Raw genomic sequence first — 23,723 nt, forward strand, 5'->3', positions numbered from 1 at the left:
GTAAAAGATCAATGGTCATGACAGATCCAATTGCAGATTTTCTAACTCGTATCCGTAACGCAAACATGGTTAAACATGAGTCTTTAGAAGTACCTGCATCAAAAATTAAACGTGACATCGCTGAAATCTTGAAACGTGAAGGTTTCGTTCGTGATGTTGAATACATCGAAGATGACAAACAAGGCGTGATCCGTGTTTTCCTAAAATTTGGTAAAAACGGCGAACGTGTTATCACAAACTTAAAACGTATCTCTAAACCAGGTTTGCGTGCTTATGTCAAAGCTGACGAAGTACCAAAAGTATTGAACGGTTTAGGTATCGCAATCATTTCGACTTCTGAAGGTGTTGTCACTGATAAAGAAGCTCGTGAAAAAAATATCGGCGGCGAAGTTATCGCTTACGTATGGTAATCAAGTAGAATCTACAAGGAGGTGTCTTTAAGTGAGCCGTATCGGAAATAAAGTCGTTGTTATCCCTGAAGGAGTAACAGTTACTCAAGAAGGAAACAACGTTACAGTTAAAGGACCAAAAGGTGAATTGACTCGTACTTTCTCAGCAGATATCAAAATGAATATCGAAGGAAACGAAGTGACTTTCACTCGTCCAAACGACAGTAAAGAAATGAAAACAATTCATGGAACAACTCGTGCGAACTTCAACAACATGGTTGTAGGTGTCAGCGAAGGTTTCCAAAAAGCGTTAGAACTAATCGGGGTTGGGTACCGTGCACAATTACAAGGATCAAAACTTGTATTGAACGTTGGTTACTCACATCCAGTAGAAATCATACCACCAGCTGGAGTAACTGTTGAAGTACCAGCTAACACACAAGTAATTGTTAAAGGTGCGAACAAAGAAGAAGTTGGCGAATTAGCTGCAAATATTCGTGGAACTCGTCCTCCAGAACCTTATAAAGGTAAAGGTATTCGTTATGTTGGCGAATATGTACGCCGTAAAGAAGGTAAAACTGGTAAATAATCGTTTAGAAAAATTGCATAGAAGCCAGCAGCAGGAAAAAGGCATTTGGCTGAAGTTTACCTTCAAAAAAATAAATTTTTACTTGTGCCGCAGCTTCTATTTTTCGAAACGTATTTACTGCTTGAAATAGTAGTACAATAAAAATAAAGAGGTGACAATTGTGATTACAAAACCAGATAAGAACAAAACACGTCAAAAGAGACATCGTCGTGTACGTAACAATATCTCTGGTACTGCTGAGCGCCCACGCTTGAACGTTTTTCGTTCTAACAAAAACATCTACGCTCAAATTATTGATGACGTAGCGGGTGTAACGCTAGCAAGTGCCTCTACCTTGGATAAAGAAATTTCAGGTGGAACAAAAACAGAAGCAGCACAAGCTGTCGGTAAACTAGTTGCTGAACGTGCAGCTGAAAAAGGCATTAAAGTAGTAGTCTTTGACCGTGGTGGATACCTTTACCATGGCCGTGTGCAAGCTTTAGCTGAAGCTGCTCGCGAAAATGGACTAGAATTTTAGAAGAAGGAGGAATACCATTCATGGTTTATATCGATCCAAAACATTTGGAATTAGAAGACCGCGTTGTTGCAATTAACCGTGTAACAAAAGTTGTTAAAGGTGGACGTCGTCTACGTTTTGCTGCTTTAGTTGTTGTCGGTGACAAAAACGGACACGTAGGATTTGGTACAGGTAAAGCTCAAGAAGTTCCTGAAGCAATCCGTAAAGCAATTGAAGATGCGAAGAAAAACTTAGTTGAAGTACCTATGGTTGGTTCAACAATCCCACACGAAGTAATCGGTGCTTTTAGTGGTGGTAGAATCCTAATGAAACCTGCTGTAGAAGGTTCTGGGGTTGCTGCTGGCGGACCAGTTCGTGCCGTATTAGAATTAGCTGGGGTAGCAGATATCACTTCTAAATCTTTAGGCTCAAATACACCAATCAACGTTGTTCGCGCAACAGTTGAAGGTTTGAAACAATTGAAACGTGCAGAAGAAGTTGCAGAACTTCGCGGCAAATCAGTTGAAGAATTAATCGGATAAGGAGGACAACAATAATGGCTGAATTAAAAGTTACTTTAAAACGCAGTATTATCGGACGTCCTCAAAACCAACGCGATACAGTTAAAGCGTTAGGTCTTACAAAGATTAACAGTTCAGTGGTTAAGCCTTCTAATGAAGCAATTAAAGGCATGATCAATACTGTTTCTCATCTAGTGGACGTTGAAGAAGTTTAATTAAAAAAATCAGAACTAGAATATTAAGGAGGTGCCAAACCTATGAAACTTCATGAATTAAAACCTGCTGAAGGTTCACGCCAAGTACGTAACCGTGTTGGTCGTGGTACTTCATCTGGTAACGGAAAAACTGCCGGACGCGGACAAAAAGGACAAAAAGCCCGTTCAGGCGGTGGTGTGCGTTTAGGATTTGAAGGGGGACAAACACCATTGTTCCGTCGTTTACCAAAACGAGGATTCACAAACGTGAACCGTAAAGACTATGCAGTCATCAATCTTGATGTATTGAACCGCTTTGAAGACGGAGCTGAAGTAACTCCTGTTGCTTTAGTTGAAGCTGGAATCGTGAAAAACGAAAAAGCTGGAATCAAAGTATTAGCTAACGGGGAACTAAACAAGAAATTAACTGTGAAAGCAGCAAAATTCTCTAAAGCAGCTCAAGAAGCAATTGAAGCGGCTGGTGGATCAATCGAGGTGATCTAATGTTTAGACTATTAAAAGATGCTTTTAAAGTAAAAGACATTAGATCGAAAATCCTATTTACTGTATTTGTGTTGTTTGTATTTCGCCTAGGTGCACATATCACTGTACCAGGCGTAAATGCTGCTTCATTGCAAAACCTTTCTTCTTTGCCATTTTTCAACATGTTGAACTTGGTAAGTGGTAGTGCGATGCAAAACTTCTCCATTTTCTCAATGGGGGTTTCACCATACATTACTGCTTCTATCGTCATTCAGCTTCTTCAAATGGACATCGTGCCTCGATTTGTTGAATGGTCGAAACAAGGGGAAGTTGGTCGTAAAAAATTGAATCAAGCCACTCGATATCTGACATTAGTATTGGCATTTATCCAATCTGTCGGTATCACTGCTGGATTCAATCAATACGCTCAATTAGGTTTCGTGAATAATCCTAACGTAGCAACTTACGTAACGATCGGTTTGATTCTAACAGCCGGTACGATGTTTGTTACTTGGCTAGGAGAACAGATCACAGAAAAAGGTATCGGAAATGGCGTATCAATGATCATTTTTGCAGGGATCATTTCTAGATTGCCTGAAAGTATCAGAGAAATTTATGAAGATTACTTTATAAATATCGATCCTTCAGACATATGGAAATCTGCTATTTTTGTGGCCATTTTATTAGTAGCGGTCTTATTGATCGTGACATTCGTAACATTTTTCCAACAAGCTGAACGCAAGATCCCGATTCAATATACGAAACGCGTCGCTGGCGCGCCTACAAGCAGCTATCTGCCGTTGAAAGTAAATGCAGCTGGAGTTATTCCAGTTATCTTTGCTAGTTCGTTTATTGCTACGCCAAATGCTGTTTTACAAGCATTGAGTGGTAGATTCGGTTCTGAAAACTGGTATAAAGTGATGATGGAGATCTTTAACTATAATACAGCACCTGGTGCTACGATTTATACGATTCTGATCGTTGCCTTCACTTTCTTCTACGCCTTTGTACAAGTAAACCCTGAGAAATTAGCGGAAAACTTGCAAAAGCAAGGAAGTTATATACCAAGCGTACGCCCTGGTAAGGGGACTGAAGAGTATGTCTCAAGATTACTGATGCGCTTAAGTACAGTTGGTGCAGTCTTCCTTGGTTTAGTGGCATTGCTTCCAATCATTGCTCAAATGGTTTGGGATCTTCCACAATCAATCGGATTAGGCGGTACAAGCTTACTGATCGTTATCGGTGTAGCTTTAGAAACTGCGAAACAGTTAGAAGGCTTAATGCTGAAACGTAAATATGTTGGATTCATTGAGTAAGAAAGCGTGTTGAGGTTCTTCCTCAACACACGTTCTCACACATTTATTAGGAGGGAAAACAATGAACCTCATTTTAATGGGGCTGCCAGGTGCAGGTAAAGGAACACAAGCTGAAAAAATCATTGACGCTTATGGTATTCCGCACATCTCAACAGGAGATATGTTCCGCGCAGCGATGCAAAACGAAACAGCTCTTGGCCTGGAAGCAAAGTCTTATATGGATAAAGGTGCATTAGTTCCTGATGAAGTAACAAATGGAATCGTGAAAGAGCGACTAGCTGAACCAGATACAGAGAAAGGCTTCTTATTAGACGGCTTTCCACGTACACTAGATCAAGCAAAAGCTCTGGACGCAATGCTAAAAGATTTGAATAAAAAAATTGATGCTGTCATCGATATCCATGTTGGTGAAGAAATCTTGGTCGAACGTCTAGCCGGCCGATTTATCTGCAGCAATTGTGGAGCAACTTACCATAAAATTTTCAACCCTACAAAAGTTGAAGACACATGTGATCGTTGCGGTGGGCATGAATTCTATCAAAGAGAAGATGATAAACCTGAGACGGTTAAAAATCGTCTGGCTATCAACATCAAAAATAGTGAACCAATCTTGGCTTATTATAAAGAACAAGGTTTGCTAAACACTATTGATGGTGCTCGTGAAATCGATGCTGTATTTGCAGATGTACAAAAAATCATTGAAAAATAGCACGATTGCCCGTAGCCGACTTGCATTATGCAGTTACTCTTGTCAAGTTCAATAAATTATGATAGAATATGTCAGTCCGACTTCTAGAGAATCCTCTAGATGATCCATTTTGAGAATTTTGAGGTGGGAACTGCAGTTTCCGCCATTTTATCGTGTGAAAATGCGAAACAAGTACAAGGAGGTACTGTGCGTGGCAAAAGAAGATATGATTGAAGTCGAAGGTACAGTCGTCGAAACTTTGCCGAATGCAATGTTTAAAGTTGAACTAGAAAACGGACACCAAGTTCTTGCTACTGTTTCAGGTAAAATTCGTATGCATTACATCCGTATCTTACCTGGTGACAAAGTAACGGTTGAATTGTCTCCATACGATCTTAACCGTGGCCGTATTACTTATCGCTTTAAATAATTGTACTCCGTAAAACTACAGGAGGTATTATCATGAAAGTAAGACCATCAGTAAAACCAATGTGCGAACATTGTAAAGTAATTCGTCGTAAAGGACGCGTTATGGTGATTTGCCCAGCAAATCCAAAACATAAACAACGTCAAGGATAATTGGAGGTGCTATAAATATGGCTCGTATTGCAGGAGTAGATATTCCTCGTGATAAACGTGTGGTAGTTTCACTTACTTATATCTATGGTATTGGTAACACTACTGCTAAAAAGATCTTAGCTGATGCTGGTGTATCTGAAGATGTTCGCGTTCGTGAATTAACGAATGAACAAACAGATGCTATCCGTGCGGAAGTAGATAAATTAAAAGTTGAAGGGGATCTTCGTCGTGAAGTGAACTTGAACATCAAACGTTTGATGGAAATCGGTTCTTACCGTGGAATCCGTCATCGCCGTGGATTGCCTGTTCGTGGACAAAACACGAAAAACAATGCACGTACTCGTAAAGGCCCAGCTCGCGCTATCGCTGGCAAGAAAAAATAATTCTTAAGTGAAGGAGGTTAAAACTTCATGGCAGCAAAAAAAGTGAATCGTAAACGCCGTGTGAAGAAGAATATAGAAGCAGGTATTGCACATATCCATTCTACATTCAATAACACTATCATCATGATCACTGATACTCACGGAAATGCATTAGCGTGGTCATCAGCTGGTTCATTAGGTTTCAAAGGAAGCAAAAAATCAACTCCTTTTGCCGCTCAAATGGCAGCAGAAACTGCTACAAAAGCAGCAATGGAACACGGATTAAAGACTGTTGAAGTAACAGTTAAAGGACCTGGTTCTGGACGTGAAGCAGCAATTCGTTCATTACAAGCTACAGGTTTAGAAGTGACTGCAATTCGTGACGTGACTCCAGTTCCTCATAATGGTGCCCGCCCTCCAAAACGCCGTCGTGTTTAATGAGTGCCGCTCATTTTGAGTTTTATCAGTAACGTCATTGAACAAGACACTTTTCGTTTTGAAAGGGGTAAAGATAAGAATGATTGAGTTCGAAAAACCAAGAATCGCAAAAATTGATGAAGAAAAAGATTATGGCAAGTTCATCGTTGAACCTCTTGAAAGAGGGTATGGGACTACTTTAGGGAATTCCCTACGTCGTATTTTATTATCTTCTTTGCCAGGTGCTGCCATCACTAATATTCAAATCGATGGTGTACTGCATGAATTCTCTACCATCAAAGGTGTTAGAGAAGACGTCACTCAAATCATCTTGAACATTAAAGGCTTAGCGCTGAAAATGTATGGCCAAGAAGAAAAAACCCTTGAAATCGATATTACCGGACCTGCTACAGTAACTGCTGGCGATATTATCGTTGATAGTGATGTAGAAATTCTTAACAAAGATATGTACATCTGTAGTGTCTCTGAAGGAGCTACGTTCCATGCTCGCTTAACAGTGAAACCTGGACGTGGTTATGTTCAAGCAGATGAAAATAAAAAAGAAGATATGCCAATTGGCGTTCTTCCAGTCGATTCAATCTACACACCTGTTCGTCGTGTGAACTATCAAGTTGAGAACACACGTGTTGGACACCGTGAAGATTTTGATAAATTGACGATGGAGATTTGGACAGATGGTTCAATCGAACCGTTGGAAGCAATGAGTTTATCTGCGAAAATCATGACTGAACATTTGGATATTTTTGTGAACTTAACTGATGAAGCAAAAAATGCTGAAATCATGGTCGAAAAAGAAGAAACACAAAAAGAAAAAATGTTGGAAATGACAATCGAAGAGTTAGACTTGTCTGTTCGCTCTTACAATTGTTTGAAACGTGCAGGAATCAATACTGTACAAGAACTTACAAATAAATCTGAGCCTGAAATGATCAAAGTCCGTAATTTAGGACGTAAGTCATTAGAAGAAGTTAAAGCAAAATTGCACGACTTAGGTTTAGGTTTACGTAAAGAAGATTAAAACCTTTTACGAAGGAGGGAAACCAACGTGAGTTATCGTAAACTAGGACGCACATCTAGCCAACGTAAAGCGATGTTGCGTGATTTAACAACTGATTTATTAATCAACGAACGTATTGTGACTACTGAAGCTCGTGCGAAAGAAGTTCGCTCAACTGCAGAAAAAATGATCACTTTAGGTAAACGCGGAGATTTGCATGCACGTCGTCAAGCTGCGGCTTTCGTACGTAATGAAGTTGCTAGCGTGCGTGAAGAAAATGAGGACATCGTCATTGAATCAGCTTTACAAAAACTATTCAACGATATTGCACCTCGTTACGCAGAACGTCAAGGCGGATACACACGCATTTTGAAGACAGAACCAAGACGCGGTGATGGTGCACCAATGGTTGTCTTAGAACTTGTCTAAAATCACACTAATAACATCACTTTATAGATGATTCTTTTAGAGTGTTATGATGTTGGAAGATATTTTTCCGAGTCTAGCTCAGCGCTGCTCCTCAAGCGAATATCGCTTGGGGAGTAAGCACTCATCATAAAGTGTTTTTTTATACCTTCAATTAACTGTCATGACATCTCTGCTTGAAGGCATAAAAAAACATTTTAAGCGAGAAATAATTGAAAATTTTGTCTTTTTTTGATAGTGTTAGTAGGAACTTTAGGATGAAGAAGGAGTAATCATGGAGCCAATTATTGAATTAGAGAAAATAAATTATAAATACCAGCCAGATGATCTTCGCCCCGCATTGAAAGATGTCTCCTTTACAATTGATAAAGGTGAGTGGATCGCTATTATTGGACACAATGGTTCAGGAAAATCGACACTTGCCAAAACAATCAATGGGCTACTTCTGCCAGAATCAGGGGTCGTGAAAGTCGGAAATCAAGTATTGGATGAAGAAAACATTTGGACGATCCGGCAAATGGTTGGAATGGTTTTTCAAAATCCAGACAATCAGTTCGTTGGTTCGACAGTAGAAGATGACGTTGCGTTTGGTCTTGAAAATCAAGGGATTCCCAGAGAAGAAATGCTGATACGTGTGAAAGATGCACTTGAGAAAGTTAGAATGGCTGAGTTTGCTACACGCGAGCCTGCTCGTTTATCAGGAGGACAAAAACAACGTGTTGCTATTGCCGGCGTGGTTGCCTTACGACCTGATATCATTATTTTAGATGAAGCAACAAGTATGCTAGATCCAGAAGGCCGTGAAGAAGTGATTTCTACGATCAAGAAGATCAAAGAAGAAAGTCAATTGACCGTTATATCTATCACTCACGATATTGATGAAGCAGCTAATGCCAATCGGATATTAGTGATGAGGCAAGGAGAACTTGTCCGTGAAGGTACACCAAAAGAAATCTTTTCTGCGGGACCCGAACTGATTGATTTAGGTCTAGATCTACCATTTCCTGAAAAACTGAAGCGTGCACTGAAAGAACGCGGGGTAGATGTGCCAAGTGAATATATGACAGAAGAAAGGATGGTGGATTGGTTATGGACATCCGTTTTGAACAAGTAGACTTCACTTATCAGCCGAATACACCATTTGAACAACGAGCCTTATTTGACATCAATATGACGATCAAAGAAAACAGTTATACAGCATTAGTAGGGCATACCGGAAGCGGGAAATCAACTTTACTCCAACATTTGAATGCGCTTGTTAAGCCAACAAGCGGTACCGTCCATATTGGAGAACGCGACATTCAGCCAGATACGGATAATAAAAATCTAAAGCCGATCCGAAAAAAAGTCGGCATCATCTTTCAGTTTCCAGAAGCACAGCTATTCGAAGAAACGGTGGCAAAAGATATTGCCTTCGGTCCTAAAAACTTTGGTGTCAGTGAAGAAGAAGCGCTGATACTAGCAAAAGAAACGTTAGAACAAGTTGGACTGGATGAAAGCTATTTGGACCGTTCACCATTTGAACTTTCAGGAGGGCAAATGCGTAGAGTAGCAATCGCTGGTGTGCTTGCCATGAAGCCTGAAGTACTTGTATTGGACGAACCAACGGCAGGGCTTGATCCTCAGGGCAGAAAAGAAATGATGGAGATGTTTTGGCGTCTTCATAAGGAACAACAGATTACTATTGTTTTAGTGACGCATTTAATGGATGATGTAGCCAATTTTGCAGACTATGTCTATGTACTGGAGAAGGGGCGAATCGTTAATAGCGGGCAGCCTCAAGAGGTTTTTCAAAACATCAAATGGCTAAAAGAAAAACAGTTAGGCGTACCTACTGCCACAGAATTTGCAGAAGAATTAATGGCTAAAGGGATGGACTTCACTACCTTACCTTTGACAGCTGAAGAATTAGCAGACGCCATCGTCCATTCTGCTGGAGGAAATGCCCATGATGAATAAATTGATATTTGGTCGTTATATGCCAGGAGATTCCTTGATCCATCAATTGGATCCCCGAGCCAAATTATTAGCCAGTTTTTATTTTATTGGTATCATTTTTTTAGCAAATAATTGGGAAACATATCTTGTATTGGCAGTTTTCACATTATTTTCTGTCTTCTTATCAAAAGTAGACTTGAAATTTTTTATCCGAGGTATTCGCCCATTGATTTGGCTGATCCTCTTTACTGTAGCTTTGCAAATCTTGTTCACCAGCGGAGGAGAAACTTATTGGAGTTGGGGTGTTTTCCATATCACTGAATTTGGTGTGATGAACGGTCTCTTTATTTTCTGCCGATTCGTGTTGATTATTTTTATGTCGACGCTACTCACGCTTACTACACCGCCTTTGGAATTATCTGATGCGATTGAGTACTTGCTTCGTCCATTGAAAGCCGTACGGTTCCCAGTCCACGAAATTTCTTTGATGCTGTCGATTGCTCTTCGTTTTGTGCCTACATTGATGGATGAAACAGAAAAGATCATGAACGCTCAGCGCGCGCGTGGTGTTGACTTTGGTGAAGGCAATCTAGTTCAGAAAATGAAAGCAGTCATTCCTTTGCTGATTCCTTTATTTGTCAGCAGTTTCAACCGAGCGGAAGATCTTGCGACCGCTATGGAAGCAAGGGGCTACAAGGGCGGGGAAGGAAGAACGAAATATCGTGTCTTGCATTGGCATAATAGAGACACGATGGTTATCATTGCTTTTATATTATTAACCGTGCTGCTGATCTTTTTAAGAGGATAAACGTTCAGTGGACCGCTATCTATCCTTTTCTTGCTAATCTATTTGCAAGAAAGTATGCGAGCAGTGTATGACAAGAAACATTAGGGTCTGTGGCAGACTAATGTCACAGGCCTCTTTCTTTTATTTGAAAAAAAGAACAAACAACATTATCTGGAAAAACCACTATTTCTAGACAACTTTTTAGAAACAAAGGAGAGAAAACCATGGTACGTTACAAAGCAATCATTGCATACGACGGAACAAATTTCAATGGGTTCCAGAAACAGCCAAATGGACGTACTGTTCAAGAAGAAGTAGAAAAAACATTACAAAAAATGGCAAATGGGAAAGAAATCACGGTCTTTGGTTCGGGAAGGACAGATGCCGGAGTACATGCAATCGGGCAAGTGATCCATTTTGATTATCCAGAAGAACGCCCGTTAGAACGAATGCGTTTTGCGTTAGATACCCAGTCACCAGAGGATATCGCTGTAAGACAAGTAGAAATCGTTTCAGAAGAATTCCATGCAAGATATTTGGTCAAAGAAAAAACTTATCAATTTCGAGTGGATATAGGGAAACCACGCAGTCCTTTTCGACGCCATTATGCAAGTTATTTTCCTTACCCCATTGATTTGGAAAAAATTCAGCGGGCACTTCCTGATTTATTAGGGACCCACGATTTCACCTCTTTTTGTGCATCAGGAAGCTCGATAGAGGATAAAGTACGTACGATCTACGAGGCTAAGATGGAGGTTAATGAAACAAAAGACGAATTGTTGTTTACTTTTAGGGGAAATGGCTTCTTGTATAAGATGATACGGATCTTAGTAGGAACGCTTTTGAAAATTGGCAATGGCCGATTGCCTGAAGATAGTATCCCAGATATTATTGCGAAAAAAGATCGTAATGCAGCAGGACCTACAGCACACCCTGAAGGACTTTATTTGTATGAAGTGAAATATGAATAAGAGGTTGTGAAAAAGCGGTTCTGCATCAAGTAATAAGAACAGCCAAACCAAAATAGTTTCTCATATTTTGCCATTTGTTGAGCTAATACCGAAGGACAGCTGATTGAACACTGTTTAAGGAAGAGGTTGTGAGCCTGCCATTTAGCTCTGAGTCACAAGAAACAATTTCAAAAAACAGCTTCTCACGTTTGATGAATATCACAACTTGTGAACGAAGCATGGATAAGTGAACCTTCTTTTTGCACACTACTTTTTTGTAACTAAAAACGATGGAACGTTGTTTTGATTGCCCTTGGCAGACAGTCTGAACAGGTTCCATCGTTTCTTTATTTTCTTCGTCTTCTTCTGTGTGTATTTCGCGGTTTTTCTTCTATTGTTGGATCAATCGTGCCATAGAAGGGTTGATTGCGGTCAAGGTACCAGACATAGAGAATAAACAATGCAATGCATAGTACAAAAAGGATTGCACCTATTATAAATCCTTCAGGCAAGTAGCTGAAAGTAACCGTGTGTTTACCTGCTGGAACTTTTAGCATCAAGAATGCGTTTTTGAAGTTGCTGACTTTGACTGGCTTCCCATCGATTTCGGCTTTCCATCCTTTGTCGTAAGGAATAGTCGTCACCAACATAGAATCTTCTGCGGTATCTACAGTTCCAGAAGCTTTTCTGCCAGAGGCTTCCATTTCGACACCTTTTTCTTTGATCTGATTCATTGCGGCTTGATAGGCTACAACATCTAGACCAACGACTTTCGGCTCCATGAAACTTACTTCTTTCGTCCCATAAAAACTTGCAGTAAATGTCACCGTTGTCTCTTGGGGATAATAGCCAAGATCATAGTATTGTCCAGAAATATTGATTTGCGTTTTCCTCGATGTACCATTGACAGTAATCGTTGCACTAGAACTTTCTAATTGTGCAAAATTGGTTGGGAACAAACTTAAGTAAGCTTGTGTATTTGCAGGTACATGGACTTCCCATGTGAGCTCTTTCGGTTGATTGTCTGCCGTCTCTGAATAAGTCACACCAGTCGTTGTTTTTGTAATTGTCGTATTTAACTGATTCTTCAAAGTAGGCGTATAGAATGTAAAATACTGTTCATTTAGACCAGATAATGTATTGATCAAGTTTGTCTGACTAGTTAAATTATCTGTTACGGGCTGCTCAATATCATTAACGGATAACGGTGCGGTAAATGCTAGTGGCAATGCATTGACATTCTGATACAGTGTATAGTCGCCGCTTTGACCAGCTTGGCGGAAGCCATATTTGCTGAACGTGCTTTCGTTCTTAGAAATGTTGTATTTGATTCCTGTAAAGCCATCCATCAGCAAAGTATTATTATTGTAACGGATATTCAAATTTGTCCCTCTTGAACGAAACCCTAATGTATCCAGATAAGAGGAAGAATTACGATTTCTTATAGAAGAAAACAAGCTGATGCCACTGTAACCGTAGTTGATCGAATCGTTTGGCGATACCGGATCCAGATTTTCTAAGCGGTAAAACGAGTCAGAATCTTCTTTTGTTTCATTTACAAGAGCTTTCAAGTCAGGAGAAGGATCCGTATACAAACTGCGGGAAGCATAATTCCAATCATCAAGGATACCATGGATCATGCTGTTCGTATTGACTAGAGCCTCAGCAGACATGATCAATAACAACAATATACTTAGATGATTGAAGGAAAGTTTTTTATGCTGATAAAATCCCACAGCAAAAGCATAGATCCCTAAGAAAACAACTGTCAATACAAAGGAGGTCATCGTCACATAGGTGTAGCTTCCTTCAGGTTTGATGCCCCATGCCACCGCAAAGAGAGTAGCTACGACCAAAATGATTCCTAACAACAGCCCACGATCGTCTTGTTCTATCTTTTCCCATCCTTTTCCTGCAAGCAGGAGAACTAAGAAAGAGAACAGATAGGCATAACGGAATAAAAACATATTCGGTGCATGCATACCATGCCAGAACAAATTCAATGGGACAAGATAAAAACTTGCGATAAGTATGGCGAAAAGACCACCGTACAAAAACTTATTTTTCAACGGTACTTTCCGACTGGCAAAATAAAACAAGCAAAGGACCAACGGAAGTAGACCTGCGTAAATGAACGGAATCGAACCGTATTTTGTGGTGTCATAAACACCAATCATGTTTTTCATGATCAGATCCAGATAAGAAGTCGCTTCTGTTTTCAACGTAGTGATTTGACTCAATGCTTCGCCATTTGAGCGAAGATCCAGTACTGCTGGCAATACAATGATCATTGAAGCGCCGCCTGCCAGTAAAGAAGTGATCCCATAAGGAACAATCGATTTTTTGTATTCTGACCAGTTTGTCAATAGACGGGCAATAAAATATAAGAAAGAAAAGACACCAATCATGAAGCCCATATAAAAACTGGATAGAAACAAGAGCAAATAGCTGATGAATAAAAGTTTCGGCCGTTTCAGATCCATGACACGATGAATCCCCAAAATCACTAATGGAAGATAAACAAATGCATCCAGCCACATGATGATCTCCGAATGTGCAGTAATGAATGAGATCAATGCGTAACTGACGCTAAGTGCAACATGCCCCCAGCGAGGAATCTTGAACGTGCGTGCAAGAAACCAAAAAGCTAATCCGGCACAGCCGACTTTAAGCAAAGTCAGAACATAAAGTGCATCTGGCATCATCTGGTTTGGAAAGAAGAAAACCAGTGGCGTGAAGATCCCGCCGAGATAATAAGAAATCAAAGATAGATAATTCAAGCCCAGAGAAGCATTCCATGTATAGAAAATACTTTGCTTTCCAAGAAGGACATTTCGGAAGCTTGCATGAAAATTAGAAAATTGTGAAAAGGCATCACTTGCCAAAATACTTCTGCTGCTCCCGGGATAGATCCCGATACTTAAATAAACAAGTGCTAAAATCAAAAACGGAATCAGGAAACTAGCTGCTGCGTAGCGTCCGTTTTCTCTAAAGAATGACTTTAAGTTTTTTTTCATATTTATTTTCCACCAAATTTCTATGAAGTTGTATTTAGTTTATCATATCCTTGTTTTTCTCTGCTTAAAAAGAGTCTAGTTTTCATAAAAAAATAAAATTTGGGAATAAATAACTTCACAATTTGTTCGTATAACAAAAATAAACACAAAAAAAGGGGAGGAATCAAAAATTCCACCCGCCAAAATTTTTATTAAATAAAAAACCGTTCACTATCTGAACGGTCCAAGTATCATTCAATTAAACGCGTTCAACTTTTCCTGATTTCAAAGCACGAGTTGACACCCAAACTTTTTTAGGTTTTCCGTCGACCATAACGCGAACTTTTTGTAAGTTAGGTTTAACAGTACGTTTTGTTGAGTTCATAGCGTGTGAACGGTTGTTTCCACTTTTTGTCTTGCGACCTGTAAAGTAACAAACTTTTGCCATGGTAATTTCCTCCTTTGCCTTGATTTGGAGCAATAGAATAATTCAGCTCATACCAGACTAACATATCATATAGATTGGAAATTTGCAAGTACATTTTCATGGATACAATTGACATTTGTGAAGAATAATTGTAAATTAAACAGGGTTATACCTGAAATTTTGCAAGGTTTTTGAGTACTTTGGGTAACTGCCTTTTATTTCAAGTTGCGCTATGATAAAATATGATAGAAGAAAAATGGGAGTATTTTACCCGTTAAGGAGGCTCATTCATGGCTGTAAAAATTCAAACGTCAGCTGGAACCATTGAAATTACCAATGATGTAATTGCAACAGTTGTTGGTGGCGCCGCGACAGATGTGTTCGGTGTTGTAGGAATGGCCAGCAAAAATCAAATTAAAGATAATATTACTGAGATTTTGCGTAAAGAAAATTACTCAAGAGGAGTAGTTGTCCGCCAAGAAGATAATGGTATTGCTGTAGATGTTTATACGATTATCAGCTATGGTACGAAAATCTCTGAAGTTTCTCGCAACGTCCAAGAAAAAGTGAAATACAATCTAGAGGCATTATTAGGTGTAGCTGCCAATTCGGTTAATGTCTTTGTACAAGGTGTTCGTGTACTGCCAGACTAGGCAGGAGACTGGCTGATAACTCAGCAGTCGATCTGAAGGAGGATTATCTAGGTGAGTGTAACAGAAATAAGTGCAAGCCAGTTCCAGGAAATGGTGCAGGCTGGTGCGAATCGTCTGCAAGTAAATGCAGAATACGTCAATTCATTAAATGTATTCCCTGTGCCAGATGGTGATACGGGAACAAATATGAATCTATCTATGACTAGTGGAGCGAAGGCAGTAGTAGATTCAACCTCAGAAAAAGTAGGAGAATTAGCAGCAATGCTTTCAAAAGGATTGTTGATGGGTGCGCGCGGAAATTCCGGCGTTATTTTGTCTCAATTGTTCCGAGGATTTTCTAAGCAAATTCCAGATGTTGTCTCATTAAATGCTTCTGATCTTGCTGCAGCATTCACTCATGGTGTTGAAACTGCGTATAAAGCAGTAATGAAACCAGTAGAAGGAACGATTTTGACAGTAGCTAGAGAAGCAGCAAAAGCTGGAGAAAAGAAAGCTAAGAGTACAGACGATGTCGTTGAAGTGATGACAGCTGTTGTAAAAGGAGCAAAACGTGCTTTAGCTAAAACCCCAGACTTGCTTCCAGTCCTAAAAGAAGTCGGTGTTGTAGACAGTGGAGGACAAGGATTGCTGTTTGTTTATGAGGGCTTTTTAAGCGCATTGAATGGAGAATTCCAAGCGGATGAAACATATGAACCTTCTCCAGCAGAAATGGATGATATGGTCAATGCAGAGCACCATCGCAGTGTCCAAGGACAAATGGCGACAGAAGATATCCATTTTGGTTATTGTACAGAAATCATGGTGAAAATCGGTGAAGGACCTACTGTTGATAGCACGTTCGACTACGAAGAATTCCGTAACTATTTAGATGGTATTGGAGATTCTTTACTTGTGGTCAATGATGACGAGATCATCAAAGTTCACGTGCATACAGAAAACCCAGGAGAAGTCTTGAACTATGGACAAAAATTCGGTTCATTAGTCAAAATCAAAGTCGACAACATGCGCTTGCAGCATGAGACGATTTTGGAACATGATGAAGAAGTGAACGAGTTTGCGAAAAAAGAAACACCACGTATCCCGTATGGTATCGTAGCAATCGCTGCTGGTAAAGGCGTCCAAGAGCTGTTTGAAAGTTTAGGCGCTAATTATGTTATCAGTGGTGGGCAAACAATGAACCCAAGTACGGAAGACATCGTTAAAGCGATCCAAGAAGTGAACGCAGATAAAGTGATTGTCTTACCGAACAACAAAAACATCTTCATGGCAGCTGATCAAGCGGCAGAAGTAGCAGATATCCCAGTAGCAGTCGTTCCTTCAAGAACGATTTCTCAAGGATTGACGGCTATGCTTTCATTCAATGATCAAGCTTCTTTAGAAGAAAACAAAGAAACGATGACAGAAATGTTGTCTAGCGTCGTAAGTGGTCAAGTCACTCACGCAATCAGAGATACCTCAATCGACGGTGTAGAGATCAAAGAAGGCGACTTTTTAGGCATGATTGATGGAAAAATCATGATCTCTAACCCAGATATCACAGCAACAGCGTTAAGTACACTAGAACAAATGATCAATGAGGACACAGAGATCGTAACGATCTTAGCAGGTGATGAAGGAACAGTTGAACAAGCAAATGAATTTGCTGAGAAACTAACAGAAAAACATCCTGATTTGGAAATCGAGATCCACCAAGGAGATCAGCCTGTCTATCCTTATCTATTTTCTGCTGAATAATTCCTGTGACAGAATATCTTTCTAACACAGTATTCATTCATAAAAGGCCTTCGGTTAGTGATCAGGTATGATCACTGACCAAGTCCTTTTTTTGTTAAAGGAGGGAGGAAAAAATATATGCGTTCTTTAGATGATCCAATCACTATGCTGGCAGGAGTCGGAGAAAAAAGAGCAGCTAGTCTTGCCAGCTTGGGTATCCGAACGATTGAAGACTTACTGACTTATTATCCTTTTCGCTACGAAGATATTCAGGAAAGAAATCTAAACGAGATCCAAGATCAAGAAAAGGTTACTTTGAAAGGAATCGTAGTCTCTCCTCCTGTGATGAATCGATTTGGTTATAAAAAAAGCCGATTGCAATTTCGTATGATGCAAGAACATGATGTGTTCAACGTTTCTTTTTTTAATCAACCTTATCTAAAAGAAAAAGTCATTTTATCGGAGGAAATCGCCGTATACGGTAAATGGGATGCAAAGCGTAAAGCCTTGAACGGGATGAAGATTTTAGGTTCTCAAACAATGGATGACTTTTCGCCGATATATCACGTCAATAAATCGATTCGTCAAACGACATTAGTTGATCTAATCAAAAAAGGGTTCCAAGAATACGGCACATTGATCGAAGAAAACCTGCCGAACAACCTTGTGGAGAAATATCGACTACTTGACCGAGCTTCCGCTGTAAGAAGTATGCACTTTCCGAAAAACCACGAAGAAAATCACCAAGCCAAACGACGTGTCGTTTTTGAAGAATTCTTTTTATTTCAAATGCGTCTTCAAGGATTGAAAAAAGCAGAAAAAGCAGAAACAAATGGCTTGGAGATCCTTTATGATGTCCAAAAATTAAAAGAATTTACTCAAAAGCTACCTTTTGAACTGACAAATGCCCAAAAACGAGTAACGAATGAAATCTGTCGGGATCTTCGCAGTCCTCAACATATGCAGCGACTTTTGCAGGGAGATGTAGGTAGCGGAAAAACAGTGGTTGCCGCAATCGCATTATATGCCACCGTTACAGCGGGTTTCCAAGGTGCGTTGATGGTGCCTACCGAAATCTTGGCACAACAGCACATGGAAAGTTTGCAACAGCTGTTTGATCCCAATGAAGTAACGGTCGCATTGCTTACAGGGTCAACGAAAACAAAAGAACGACGTGAACTCCTTGAAAAACTAGAACGAGGAGAAATCAACGTCGTGATCGGTACACATGCATTGATCCAAGATGGAGTTGAATTTCAGAATTTAGGTCTAGTTATTACGGATGAACAGCACCGTTTTGGTGTGAATCAGCGGAAAGTCCTTCGTGAAAAAGGCTGGCGACCTGATGTCTTGTTTATGACAGCCACTCCGATCCCTAGAACGCTAGCTATCACAGCGTACGGTGAAATGGATGTATCGATCATTGATGAACTTCCAGCTGGGCGTATCCCTATTGAAACACGCTGGGTAAGAACACCTCAATTAGACAGTGTACTGGATTGGACAAGGAAAGAACTGGCAAGAGGACATCAAATGTATGTCATCTGTCCACTGATCGAAGAATCAGAAGCATTAGACGTAAAAAACGCAGTGGAAATCTATGAAAAACTTCGTGAACTATTTGCGCCAAAATATGAAGTTGGCTTGTTACATGGTAAAATGAAGAATCAGGAAAAAGAAGTGATCATGGAAGCTTTCAAAGATAACCAGATGCAGATATTAGTTTCTACTACGGTAATAGAAGTAGGGGTAAACGTGCCAAACGCAACCGTCATGCTGATTATGGATGCGGATCGATTTGGTTTGGCACAGCTGCATCAGCTTCGTGGACGTGTTGGACGCGGAAGTGATGCTTCCTACTGTATCTTAGTTGCTAATCCCAAAAATGAACTAGGCGTGGAACGGATGAAAATCATGACAGAGACCACCAATGGTTTTGTACTAAGTGAAAAAGATCTGGAATTACGCGGTCCCGGTGAAGTATTCGGCTTCCGACAATCTGGTTTACCTCAATTTGCGATTGCTGACTTGGTGACGGATGGAAATGTTTTGGAGGTAGCCAGAGAAGAGGCTGCAGCTCTTTGGCAGATAAAGAATTGGCAGATGCTGCCTGAGTATCAGCCTCTAGCACAAAGCCTCCAGATAGAAAATCAGGATAATCGTTATTTCGATTAGCAGACTATGCTATACTTTATAATGATGATGGAAAAAGGAGTGGGAACAATGAAAATTGCCGTAGATGCAATGGGCGGAGATCACGCACCTCAAGCAATTGTAGAAGGCGTGGCTTTAGCTCAGCAAGATTTTCCAGAAGTAGAATTCTTACTTTACGGAAAAGAAGCAGAAATCAAGAAATACTTAACAAATGAAAAAAACATTACGATTATCCATACAGACGAAAAAATCAATAGTGATGATGAGCCAGTAAAAGCGATCCGACGGAAAAAGACTGCTTCAATGGTCCTTGCTGCACAAGCAGTGAAAAACGGCGAAGCGGATGCTATATTTTCAGCAGGGAATACAGGTGCGCTGCTAGCAGCGGGTTTGTTCATCGTAGGACGTATCAAAAATATCGAACGCCCTGGCTTGATGTCTACCTTGCCAGTAGTAGGAAAAGAAGGTGCCGGTTTCGATATGCTGGATCTTGGCGCTAACGCAGAAAATAAACCAGAACATTTGTTGCAATACGGTATTTTAGGTTCTTTCTATGCACGTAAAGTCCGAGGGATCGGACGTCCCCGCGTTGCTCTTTTAAACAACGGAACAGAAGCCACAAAAGGTAGTGAAGTGACGAAAAAAGCCTATGAACTTCTTCAGAATGAAACCAGTTTGAATTTCATTGGAAATGTAGAAGCGCGCGAGTTGCTCAATGGGGTGGCTGACGTAGTAGTCACAGATGGATTTACAGGCAATGCTGTTTTGAAATCCATTGAAGGAACGGCAATGAATATGATGGATCTATTAAAATCCGCTATTCTAAACGAAGGGATCAAAGGGAAAATGGGCGCCATGCTTTTAAAAGACGGCTTGCGTTCTTTAAAATCTGAAATGGATTATTCCAAACATGGCGGAGCTGTTTTGTTTGGCTTGAAAGCACCAGTCATTAAAACCCACGGAGCAACAGGTCCTGATGCTGTCCGCTATACGATCCGCCAAATCCACACGATGCTTGAAACAAATGTAGTAGGGCAGTTAGTCGAACAATTTGAAAAAAGCGAAGAATAATATTCAGATAGCTGAGGCAATCCGGTTCGTTAAAAAAAGGTGGACAATCCTGAAAAATGTCAGTAAAATTAGCCATGGTGTAGGTAATTGACAAGTGTATGATTCTTGGAGGTGAAAAAGTTGACTCGCGAAGAAGTATTTAACAAAGTAGCGAAAATTATTTCAAATCATTTTGAGATAGATACCGATAAAGTGTCGGATGAATTGAACATCAAAGATGATTTAAAAGCTGATTCAATTAGTATTATGGAATTCGTTTTAGAACTTGAAGATGAATTCGGTACAGAAATTTCAGATGAAGACGCTGAACAAATTGAAACAGTTGGCGGTGCAGTAGATTATATCAGCAGCCATCTCAAATAATTTCAATAAAAGCAAAGAAGGATAAAAAGTTATATGCAACTTTTCATCCTTCTTTTTTTAATCTTTCTGACACGGAAAAGACATTTTTCTGATAATTCTGGCGATAATTAGAAATTATGTTGCAAAGTAAAGCGGTTTTCTATATAATTATTAATAATTCATTACACAAATATAAGAATAACCTTTGTTATAAAACGCTTTATTCTGTGTAATGTTCTTTCTTTACTAAGAAAAACTTCCGTTTAGGAAGCAGAGAGGGGTATTCGATTGTCAGATAATCAATTATTAGAAGTTCAGAACCTACATACAGGCTTCCGACTCAAAGATGACTATTATGATGCAGTAGATGATGTTTCATTTACTTTAGACAAAAACGAGATCTTAGCAATCGTTGGGGAATCTGGGTGCGGGAAAAGTACATTAGCTACTACGATTATGGGATTACTTGATCCTAATAACACAAAAATTACAGGTGAAATTTTATATAACGATCTGAATTTAATCGAACTGAACGAAACGCTTTATAATAAAATCCGCGGAAATGATATCGGAATGATTTTCCAAGATCCGTTGTCTGCATTAAATCCTCTCATGAGAATCGAAGACCAGATCAAAGAAGGACTTTCCTATCACACAAAGATGAATGCAGAACAGCGTCAAGCTCGCGCACTGGAATTACTAGAACAAGTAGGGATTCCTAATCCAGCAAGAGTTGGACGTCAATATCCCCATGAATTATCAGGCGGTATGAGACAACGTGTCATCATCGCGATCGCAATCGCCTGCAAACCTCCAATCGTCATTGCAGATGAACCGACAACAGCCCTAGATGTAACCATCCAAGCACAGATTCTTGATTTACTGAAAGATCTTCAGGAAGAAACAAAAACAGGAATCATCCTGATCACTCATGACTTAGGAGTCGTAGCAGAAATGGCTGATCGAGTGGCAGTGATGTACGGCGGACAGTTTGTTGAAGTAGCGGGTGTAAAAGAACTGTTTGATCATCCGAAACATCCTTATACGCGCTCTTTATTGAACTCTATACCTCAAGAAGGAAATCATGATGCAGAACTCCATGTGATCGAAGGTGTGGTTCCTTCTCTGAAAAACATGCCTCGTAAAGGGTGCCGATTTGCTCCACGTATTCCGTGGATACCAGCAAGTGACCACGAAGAAGAACCTATCCTTCATGAAGTCGCTCCGAACCATTTGGTACGTTGCTCTTGCTACAAGCATTTCCACTTTAGAGACGAAAAAGGAGAGGTGTAGATGACAGAATTAATCACAATCAAAGACCTGAAAGTTCATTATCCTATTCGCAGTGGATTCTTCAATCGAGTAACGGATCATGTATATGCTGTAGATGGTGTGGATTTTATTATCGAAAAAGGAAAGACGTATGGTTTGGTGGGAGAGTCCGGTTCCGGAAAATCCACTACAGGAAAAGCAGTCGTTGGTTTAGAAAAGACGACAGCTGGACAAATCATGTATGAAGGAAAAGATGTAACGAAGCGAAGCAACCGAAAAAAAATGGGTTATAACAAAGACGTACAAATGATTTTCCAAGATTCAATGTCTAGTTTGAATCCTAAAAAACGAGTATTGGATATCATTGCAGAACCTATCCGAAATTTTGAACGGTTAAGCGATCAAGAAGAAAAGAAGAAGGTAAAAGGATTGCTAGATATCGTTGGGATGCCGGAAGATGCACTTTACAAATATCCTCATGAATTTTCAGGGGGACAACGCCAACGTCTAGGAGTAGCCCGCGCTGTTGCTACTAATCCAAAATTAATCGTGGCCGATGAACCGGTATCTGCTCTGGATCTATCTGTTCAAGCACAAGTATTGAATTTCATGAAACGGATCCAGCAAGAATACGGTCTCAGCTATTTATTTATTTCTCATGATTTAGGTGTAGTAAAACATATGTGCGACAACATCGCAATTATGTACAAAGGTCGATTTGTAGAAATCGGTACAAGAGAGGACATTTATAATGACCCGCGCCACATCTATACGAAACGTCTGCTTTCAGCAATTCCGCAAATCGATGTAGAAAATCGGGAAAGCCACAAAGAAAATCGCCGAAAAGTAGAACAAGAGTATATCCAAAACCAAAGAGAATACTATGATGCGACTGGCCGAGTCTACGATTTGCGTACGATCACAACTACACATAAAGTGGCGTTGAAAGATGGAGGTGCGAGCTAATGTGGAAAACGATTCTGCGACGTGTTTTATTGATGATCCCGCAAGTTATTATTTTAAGTGTTCTGATCTTCTTATTAGCCCAAGCGATGCCAGGGGATCCATTTACTGGTTTGATCAACCCAAACCAAGATCCGGCAGTGATCGAACAAATGCGACAATCAGCTGGATTGAATGACCCATGGTATGTCCAGTACTTCCGTTGGATCGGAAATGCTTTGCAAGGCGATTTTGGTCAAAGTTTCTTATACAAACGCTCTGTTGCTGACCTAATCGGTGAACGGATCATCAACACGTTATATCTATCGATCTTGACAGTTGTCCTTACTTATTTGATTGCTGTGCCTCTAGGGATGCTAGCAGGCCGGTATCAAAATTCGATCTTGGATAAGATCGTCGTGATTTATAACTTCTTTAGTTTTGCTGTTCCGTTATTCATCTTCGGCTTGATCATGCTGTTTGTTTTTGGTTATCGTTTAGGCTGGTTCCCAACAAGCGGTTCTCAAACACTAGGTTTGCAAGGGGGATTTATCACTCAGTGGATAGATCGCTTGAAATATATTCTGCTACCATCGATTACCCAAGCATTTCTGGCGACTGCCGTTACGATCCAATATCTGCGAAGCGAAGTAATCGATTCGAAGTCGCTTGATTTTGTCAGAACAGCCCGTTCCAAAGGGGTACCGACGAATAAAGTATTCAGTAGACATATCTTCCGGAATGCAGCGTTGCCGATGGCTTCGCAAATGGGGTATGAAATCACTTCGTTGATTGCTGGTTCTGTAGTTATCGAAAAGATTTTTGGCTATCCAGGAGTCGGGAAACTATTTATTGACTCTATTGGTCAACGAGACTACACCGTGATCACATCCTTAGTATTGATTTTAGGAATCGCGACGCTAGTGGGGACGTTACTGTCAGATATTATTATGAGTATCGTTGACCCGCGTATTCGGATTCAATAAAACCAATCAGAAAG

The 23,723-nt window shown here is 40.1% G+C and carries 28 protein-coding genes; 26 read left to right on the forward strand and 2 right to left on the reverse strand.

Translation table 11 applies throughout. The features are described 5' to 3' along the window. The first annotated feature begins 11 nt into the window (after positions 1-11). The 18 genes from rpsH to truA all read left to right on the forward strand — a co-directional run bounded on the left by rpsH (position 12) and on the right by truA (position 11,174). A complete protein-coding gene (gene rpsH, locus HMPREF2731_RS06530) occupies positions 12-410 on the forward strand; it encodes a 30S ribosomal protein S8 (protein WP_002288675.1) in 399 nt (132 codons plus the stop codon). Between the two features lie 31 nt (positions 411-441). Further along, on the forward strand, positions 442-978 hold the full coding sequence (gene rplF, locus HMPREF2731_RS06535) for a 50S ribosomal protein L6 (RefSeq protein WP_002290453.1): 537 nt from the start codon (positions 442-444) through the stop codon (positions 976-978). Between the two features lie 160 nt (positions 979-1,138). Further along, on the forward strand, positions 1,139-1,495 hold the full coding sequence (gene rplR, locus HMPREF2731_RS06540; protein ID WP_002288679.1) for a 50S ribosomal protein L18: 357 nt from the start codon (positions 1,139-1,141) through the stop codon (positions 1,493-1,495). Positions 1,496-1,515: 20 nt separating this feature from the next. After that, the gene (gene rpsE, locus HMPREF2731_RS06545) at positions 1,516-2,016 is read left to right on the forward strand and encodes a 30S ribosomal protein S5 (protein ID WP_002288681.1); all 501 of its coding nucleotides are present in this window, start codon (positions 1,516-1,518) and stop codon (positions 2,014-2,016) included. 14 nt (positions 2,017-2,030) lie between these two features. After that, a complete protein-coding gene (gene rpmD, locus HMPREF2731_RS06550) occupies positions 2,031-2,210 on the forward strand; it encodes a 50S ribosomal protein L30 (RefSeq protein ID WP_002290455.1) in 180 nt (59 codons plus the stop codon). 42 nt (positions 2,211-2,252) lie between these two features. After that, positions 2,253-2,693, forward strand: a complete 441-nt coding sequence (rplO, locus tag HMPREF2731_RS06555) for a 50S ribosomal protein L15 (protein WP_002288687.1) — start codon at positions 2,253-2,255, stop codon at positions 2,691-2,693. Then, a complete protein-coding gene (gene secY / locus HMPREF2731_RS06560; RefSeq protein WP_002288688.1) occupies positions 2,693-3,988 on the forward strand; it encodes a preprotein translocase subunit SecY in 1,296 nt (431 codons plus the stop codon). Before rplO ends, secY begins: the two co-directional genes overlap by 1 nt. Positions 3,989-4,049: 61 nt before the next feature. Beyond that, positions 4,050-4,697: an adenylate kinase gene (locus HMPREF2731_RS06565; RefSeq protein WP_002288690.1), complete on the forward strand. Its 648-nt coding sequence runs from the start codon at positions 4,050-4,052 to the stop codon at positions 4,695-4,697. Positions 4,698-4,887: 190 nt separating this feature from the next. Then, complete coding sequence (infA, locus tag HMPREF2731_RS06570; RefSeq protein ID WP_002288695.1) at positions 4,888-5,106, forward strand: translation initiation factor IF-1; 219 nt, start codon at positions 4,888-4,890, stop codon at positions 5,104-5,106. Positions 5,107-5,138: 32 nt separating this feature from the next. Next, positions 5,139-5,255 carry a 50S ribosomal protein L36 gene (gene rpmJ, locus HMPREF2731_RS06575; protein WP_002288710.1) on the forward strand — a complete coding sequence of 39 codons (117 nt, stop codon included), beginning with the start codon at positions 5,139-5,141 and terminating at the stop codon, positions 5,253-5,255. A 17-nt stretch (positions 5,256-5,272) separates the two neighbouring features. Further along, the gene (gene rpsM, locus HMPREF2731_RS06580; RefSeq protein ID WP_002288713.1) at positions 5,273-5,638 is read left to right on the forward strand and encodes a 30S ribosomal protein S13; all 366 of its coding nucleotides are present in this window, start codon (positions 5,273-5,275) and stop codon (positions 5,636-5,638) included. Between the two features lie 27 nt (positions 5,639-5,665). Then, positions 5,666-6,055, forward strand: coding sequence for a 30S ribosomal protein S11 (rpsK, locus tag HMPREF2731_RS06585; protein ID WP_002288714.1), 390 nt, complete (start codon positions 5,666-5,668; stop codon positions 6,053-6,055). A gap of 79 nt (positions 6,056-6,134) precedes the next feature. Next, positions 6,135-7,073: a DNA-directed RNA polymerase subunit alpha gene (locus HMPREF2731_RS06590; protein WP_002288715.1), complete on the forward strand. Its 939-nt coding sequence runs from the start codon at positions 6,135-6,137 to the stop codon at positions 7,071-7,073. A gap of 27 nt (positions 7,074-7,100) precedes the next feature. Next, on the forward strand, positions 7,101-7,481 hold the full coding sequence (gene rplQ / locus HMPREF2731_RS06595; RefSeq protein WP_002288716.1) for a 50S ribosomal protein L17: 381 nt from the start codon (positions 7,101-7,103) through the stop codon (positions 7,479-7,481). Between the two features lie 271 nt (positions 7,482-7,752). Beyond that, positions 7,753-8,592: an energy-coupling factor ABC transporter ATP-binding protein gene (locus tag HMPREF2731_RS06600; RefSeq protein ID WP_002290456.1), complete on the forward strand. Its 840-nt coding sequence runs from the start codon at positions 7,753-7,755 to the stop codon at positions 8,590-8,592. Further along, entirely contained in the window at positions 8,568-9,437 is an 870-nt protein-coding gene (locus HMPREF2731_RS06605; protein ID WP_070872609.1) for an energy-coupling factor ABC transporter ATP-binding protein, read from the forward strand. The genes HMPREF2731_RS06600 and HMPREF2731_RS06605 overlap by 25 nt, the downstream gene beginning before the upstream one ends. After that, positions 9,427-10,224 carry an energy-coupling factor transporter transmembrane component T family protein gene (locus tag HMPREF2731_RS06610; protein ID WP_002309837.1) on the forward strand — a complete coding sequence of 266 codons (798 nt, stop codon included), beginning with the start codon at positions 9,427-9,429 and terminating at the stop codon, positions 10,222-10,224. Before HMPREF2731_RS06605 ends, HMPREF2731_RS06610 begins: the two co-directional genes overlap by 11 nt. A 203-nt stretch (positions 10,225-10,427) precedes the next feature. Further along, positions 10,428-11,174, forward strand: a complete 747-nt coding sequence (gene truA / locus HMPREF2731_RS06615) for a tRNA pseudouridine(38-40) synthase TruA (protein WP_070872611.1) — start codon at positions 10,428-10,430, stop codon at positions 11,172-11,174. Between the two features lie 326 nt (positions 11,175-11,500). Here the strand turns inward: truA and HMPREF2731_RS06620 are convergent, their stop codons facing one another. Continuing rightward, complete coding sequence (locus HMPREF2731_RS06620; protein ID WP_047929620.1) at positions 11,501-14,170, reverse strand: YfhO family protein; 2,670 nt, start codon at positions 14,168-14,170, stop codon at positions 11,501-11,503. 238 nt (positions 14,171-14,408) lie between these two features. Beyond that, positions 14,409-14,597 (reverse strand): 50S ribosomal protein L28, encoded by a 189-nt coding sequence (gene rpmB / locus HMPREF2731_RS06625; RefSeq protein WP_002290463.1) that lies wholly within the window; start codon positions 14,595-14,597, stop codon positions 14,409-14,411. 269 nt (positions 14,598-14,866) lie between these two features. Here rpmB and HMPREF2731_RS06630 point away from each other — a divergent pair, with 269 nt between their 5' ends. The 8 genes from HMPREF2731_RS06630 to opp4B all read left to right on the forward strand — a co-directional run bounded on the left by HMPREF2731_RS06630 (position 14,867) and on the right by opp4B (position 23,709). Beyond that, on the forward strand, positions 14,867-15,229 hold the full coding sequence (locus HMPREF2731_RS06630) for an Asp23/Gls24 family envelope stress response protein (RefSeq protein WP_002290464.1): 363 nt from the start codon (positions 14,867-14,869) through the stop codon (positions 15,227-15,229). 51 nt (positions 15,230-15,280) lie between these two features. Continuing rightward, complete coding sequence (locus tag HMPREF2731_RS06635; RefSeq protein WP_002290465.1) at positions 15,281-16,963, forward strand: DAK2 domain-containing protein; 1,683 nt, start codon at positions 15,281-15,283, stop codon at positions 16,961-16,963. 117 nt (positions 16,964-17,080) lie between these two features. Beyond that, positions 17,081-19,117: an ATP-dependent DNA helicase RecG gene (gene recG, locus HMPREF2731_RS06640; RefSeq protein ID WP_002342312.1), complete on the forward strand. Its 2,037-nt coding sequence runs from the start codon at positions 17,081-17,083 to the stop codon at positions 19,115-19,117. 48 nt (positions 19,118-19,165) lie between these two features. Continuing rightward, positions 19,166-20,167: a phosphate acyltransferase PlsX gene (plsX, locus tag HMPREF2731_RS06645; protein ID WP_002290467.1), complete on the forward strand. Its 1,002-nt coding sequence runs from the start codon at positions 19,166-19,168 to the stop codon at positions 20,165-20,167. Positions 20,168-20,287: 120 nt separating this feature from the next. Then, a complete protein-coding gene (gene acpP, locus HMPREF2731_RS06650; protein ID WP_002290470.1) occupies positions 20,288-20,530 on the forward strand; it encodes an acyl carrier protein in 243 nt (80 codons plus the stop codon). Positions 20,531-20,797: 267 nt separating this feature from the next. Beyond that, positions 20,798-21,802 (forward strand): ABC transporter ATP-binding protein, encoded by a 1,005-nt coding sequence (locus HMPREF2731_RS06655; protein ID WP_002290472.1) that lies wholly within the window; start codon positions 20,798-20,800, stop codon positions 21,800-21,802. After that, a complete protein-coding gene (locus tag HMPREF2731_RS06660; RefSeq protein WP_002309831.1) occupies positions 21,803-22,747 on the forward strand; it encodes an ABC transporter ATP-binding protein in 945 nt (314 codons plus the stop codon). Next, positions 22,747-23,709, forward strand: coding sequence for an oligopeptide ABC transporter permease (opp4B, locus tag HMPREF2731_RS06665; RefSeq protein ID WP_002290474.1), 963 nt, complete (start codon positions 22,747-22,749; stop codon positions 23,707-23,709). The genes HMPREF2731_RS06660 and opp4B overlap by 1 nt, the downstream gene beginning before the upstream one ends. Positions 23,710-23,723 lie beyond the last annotated feature (14 nt).

It is taken from the genome of Enterococcus sp. HMSC072F02 (assembly GCF_001837725.1).
GTDB lineage: Bacteria > Bacillota > Bacilli > Lactobacillales > Enterococcaceae > Enterococcus_B > Enterococcus_B lactis.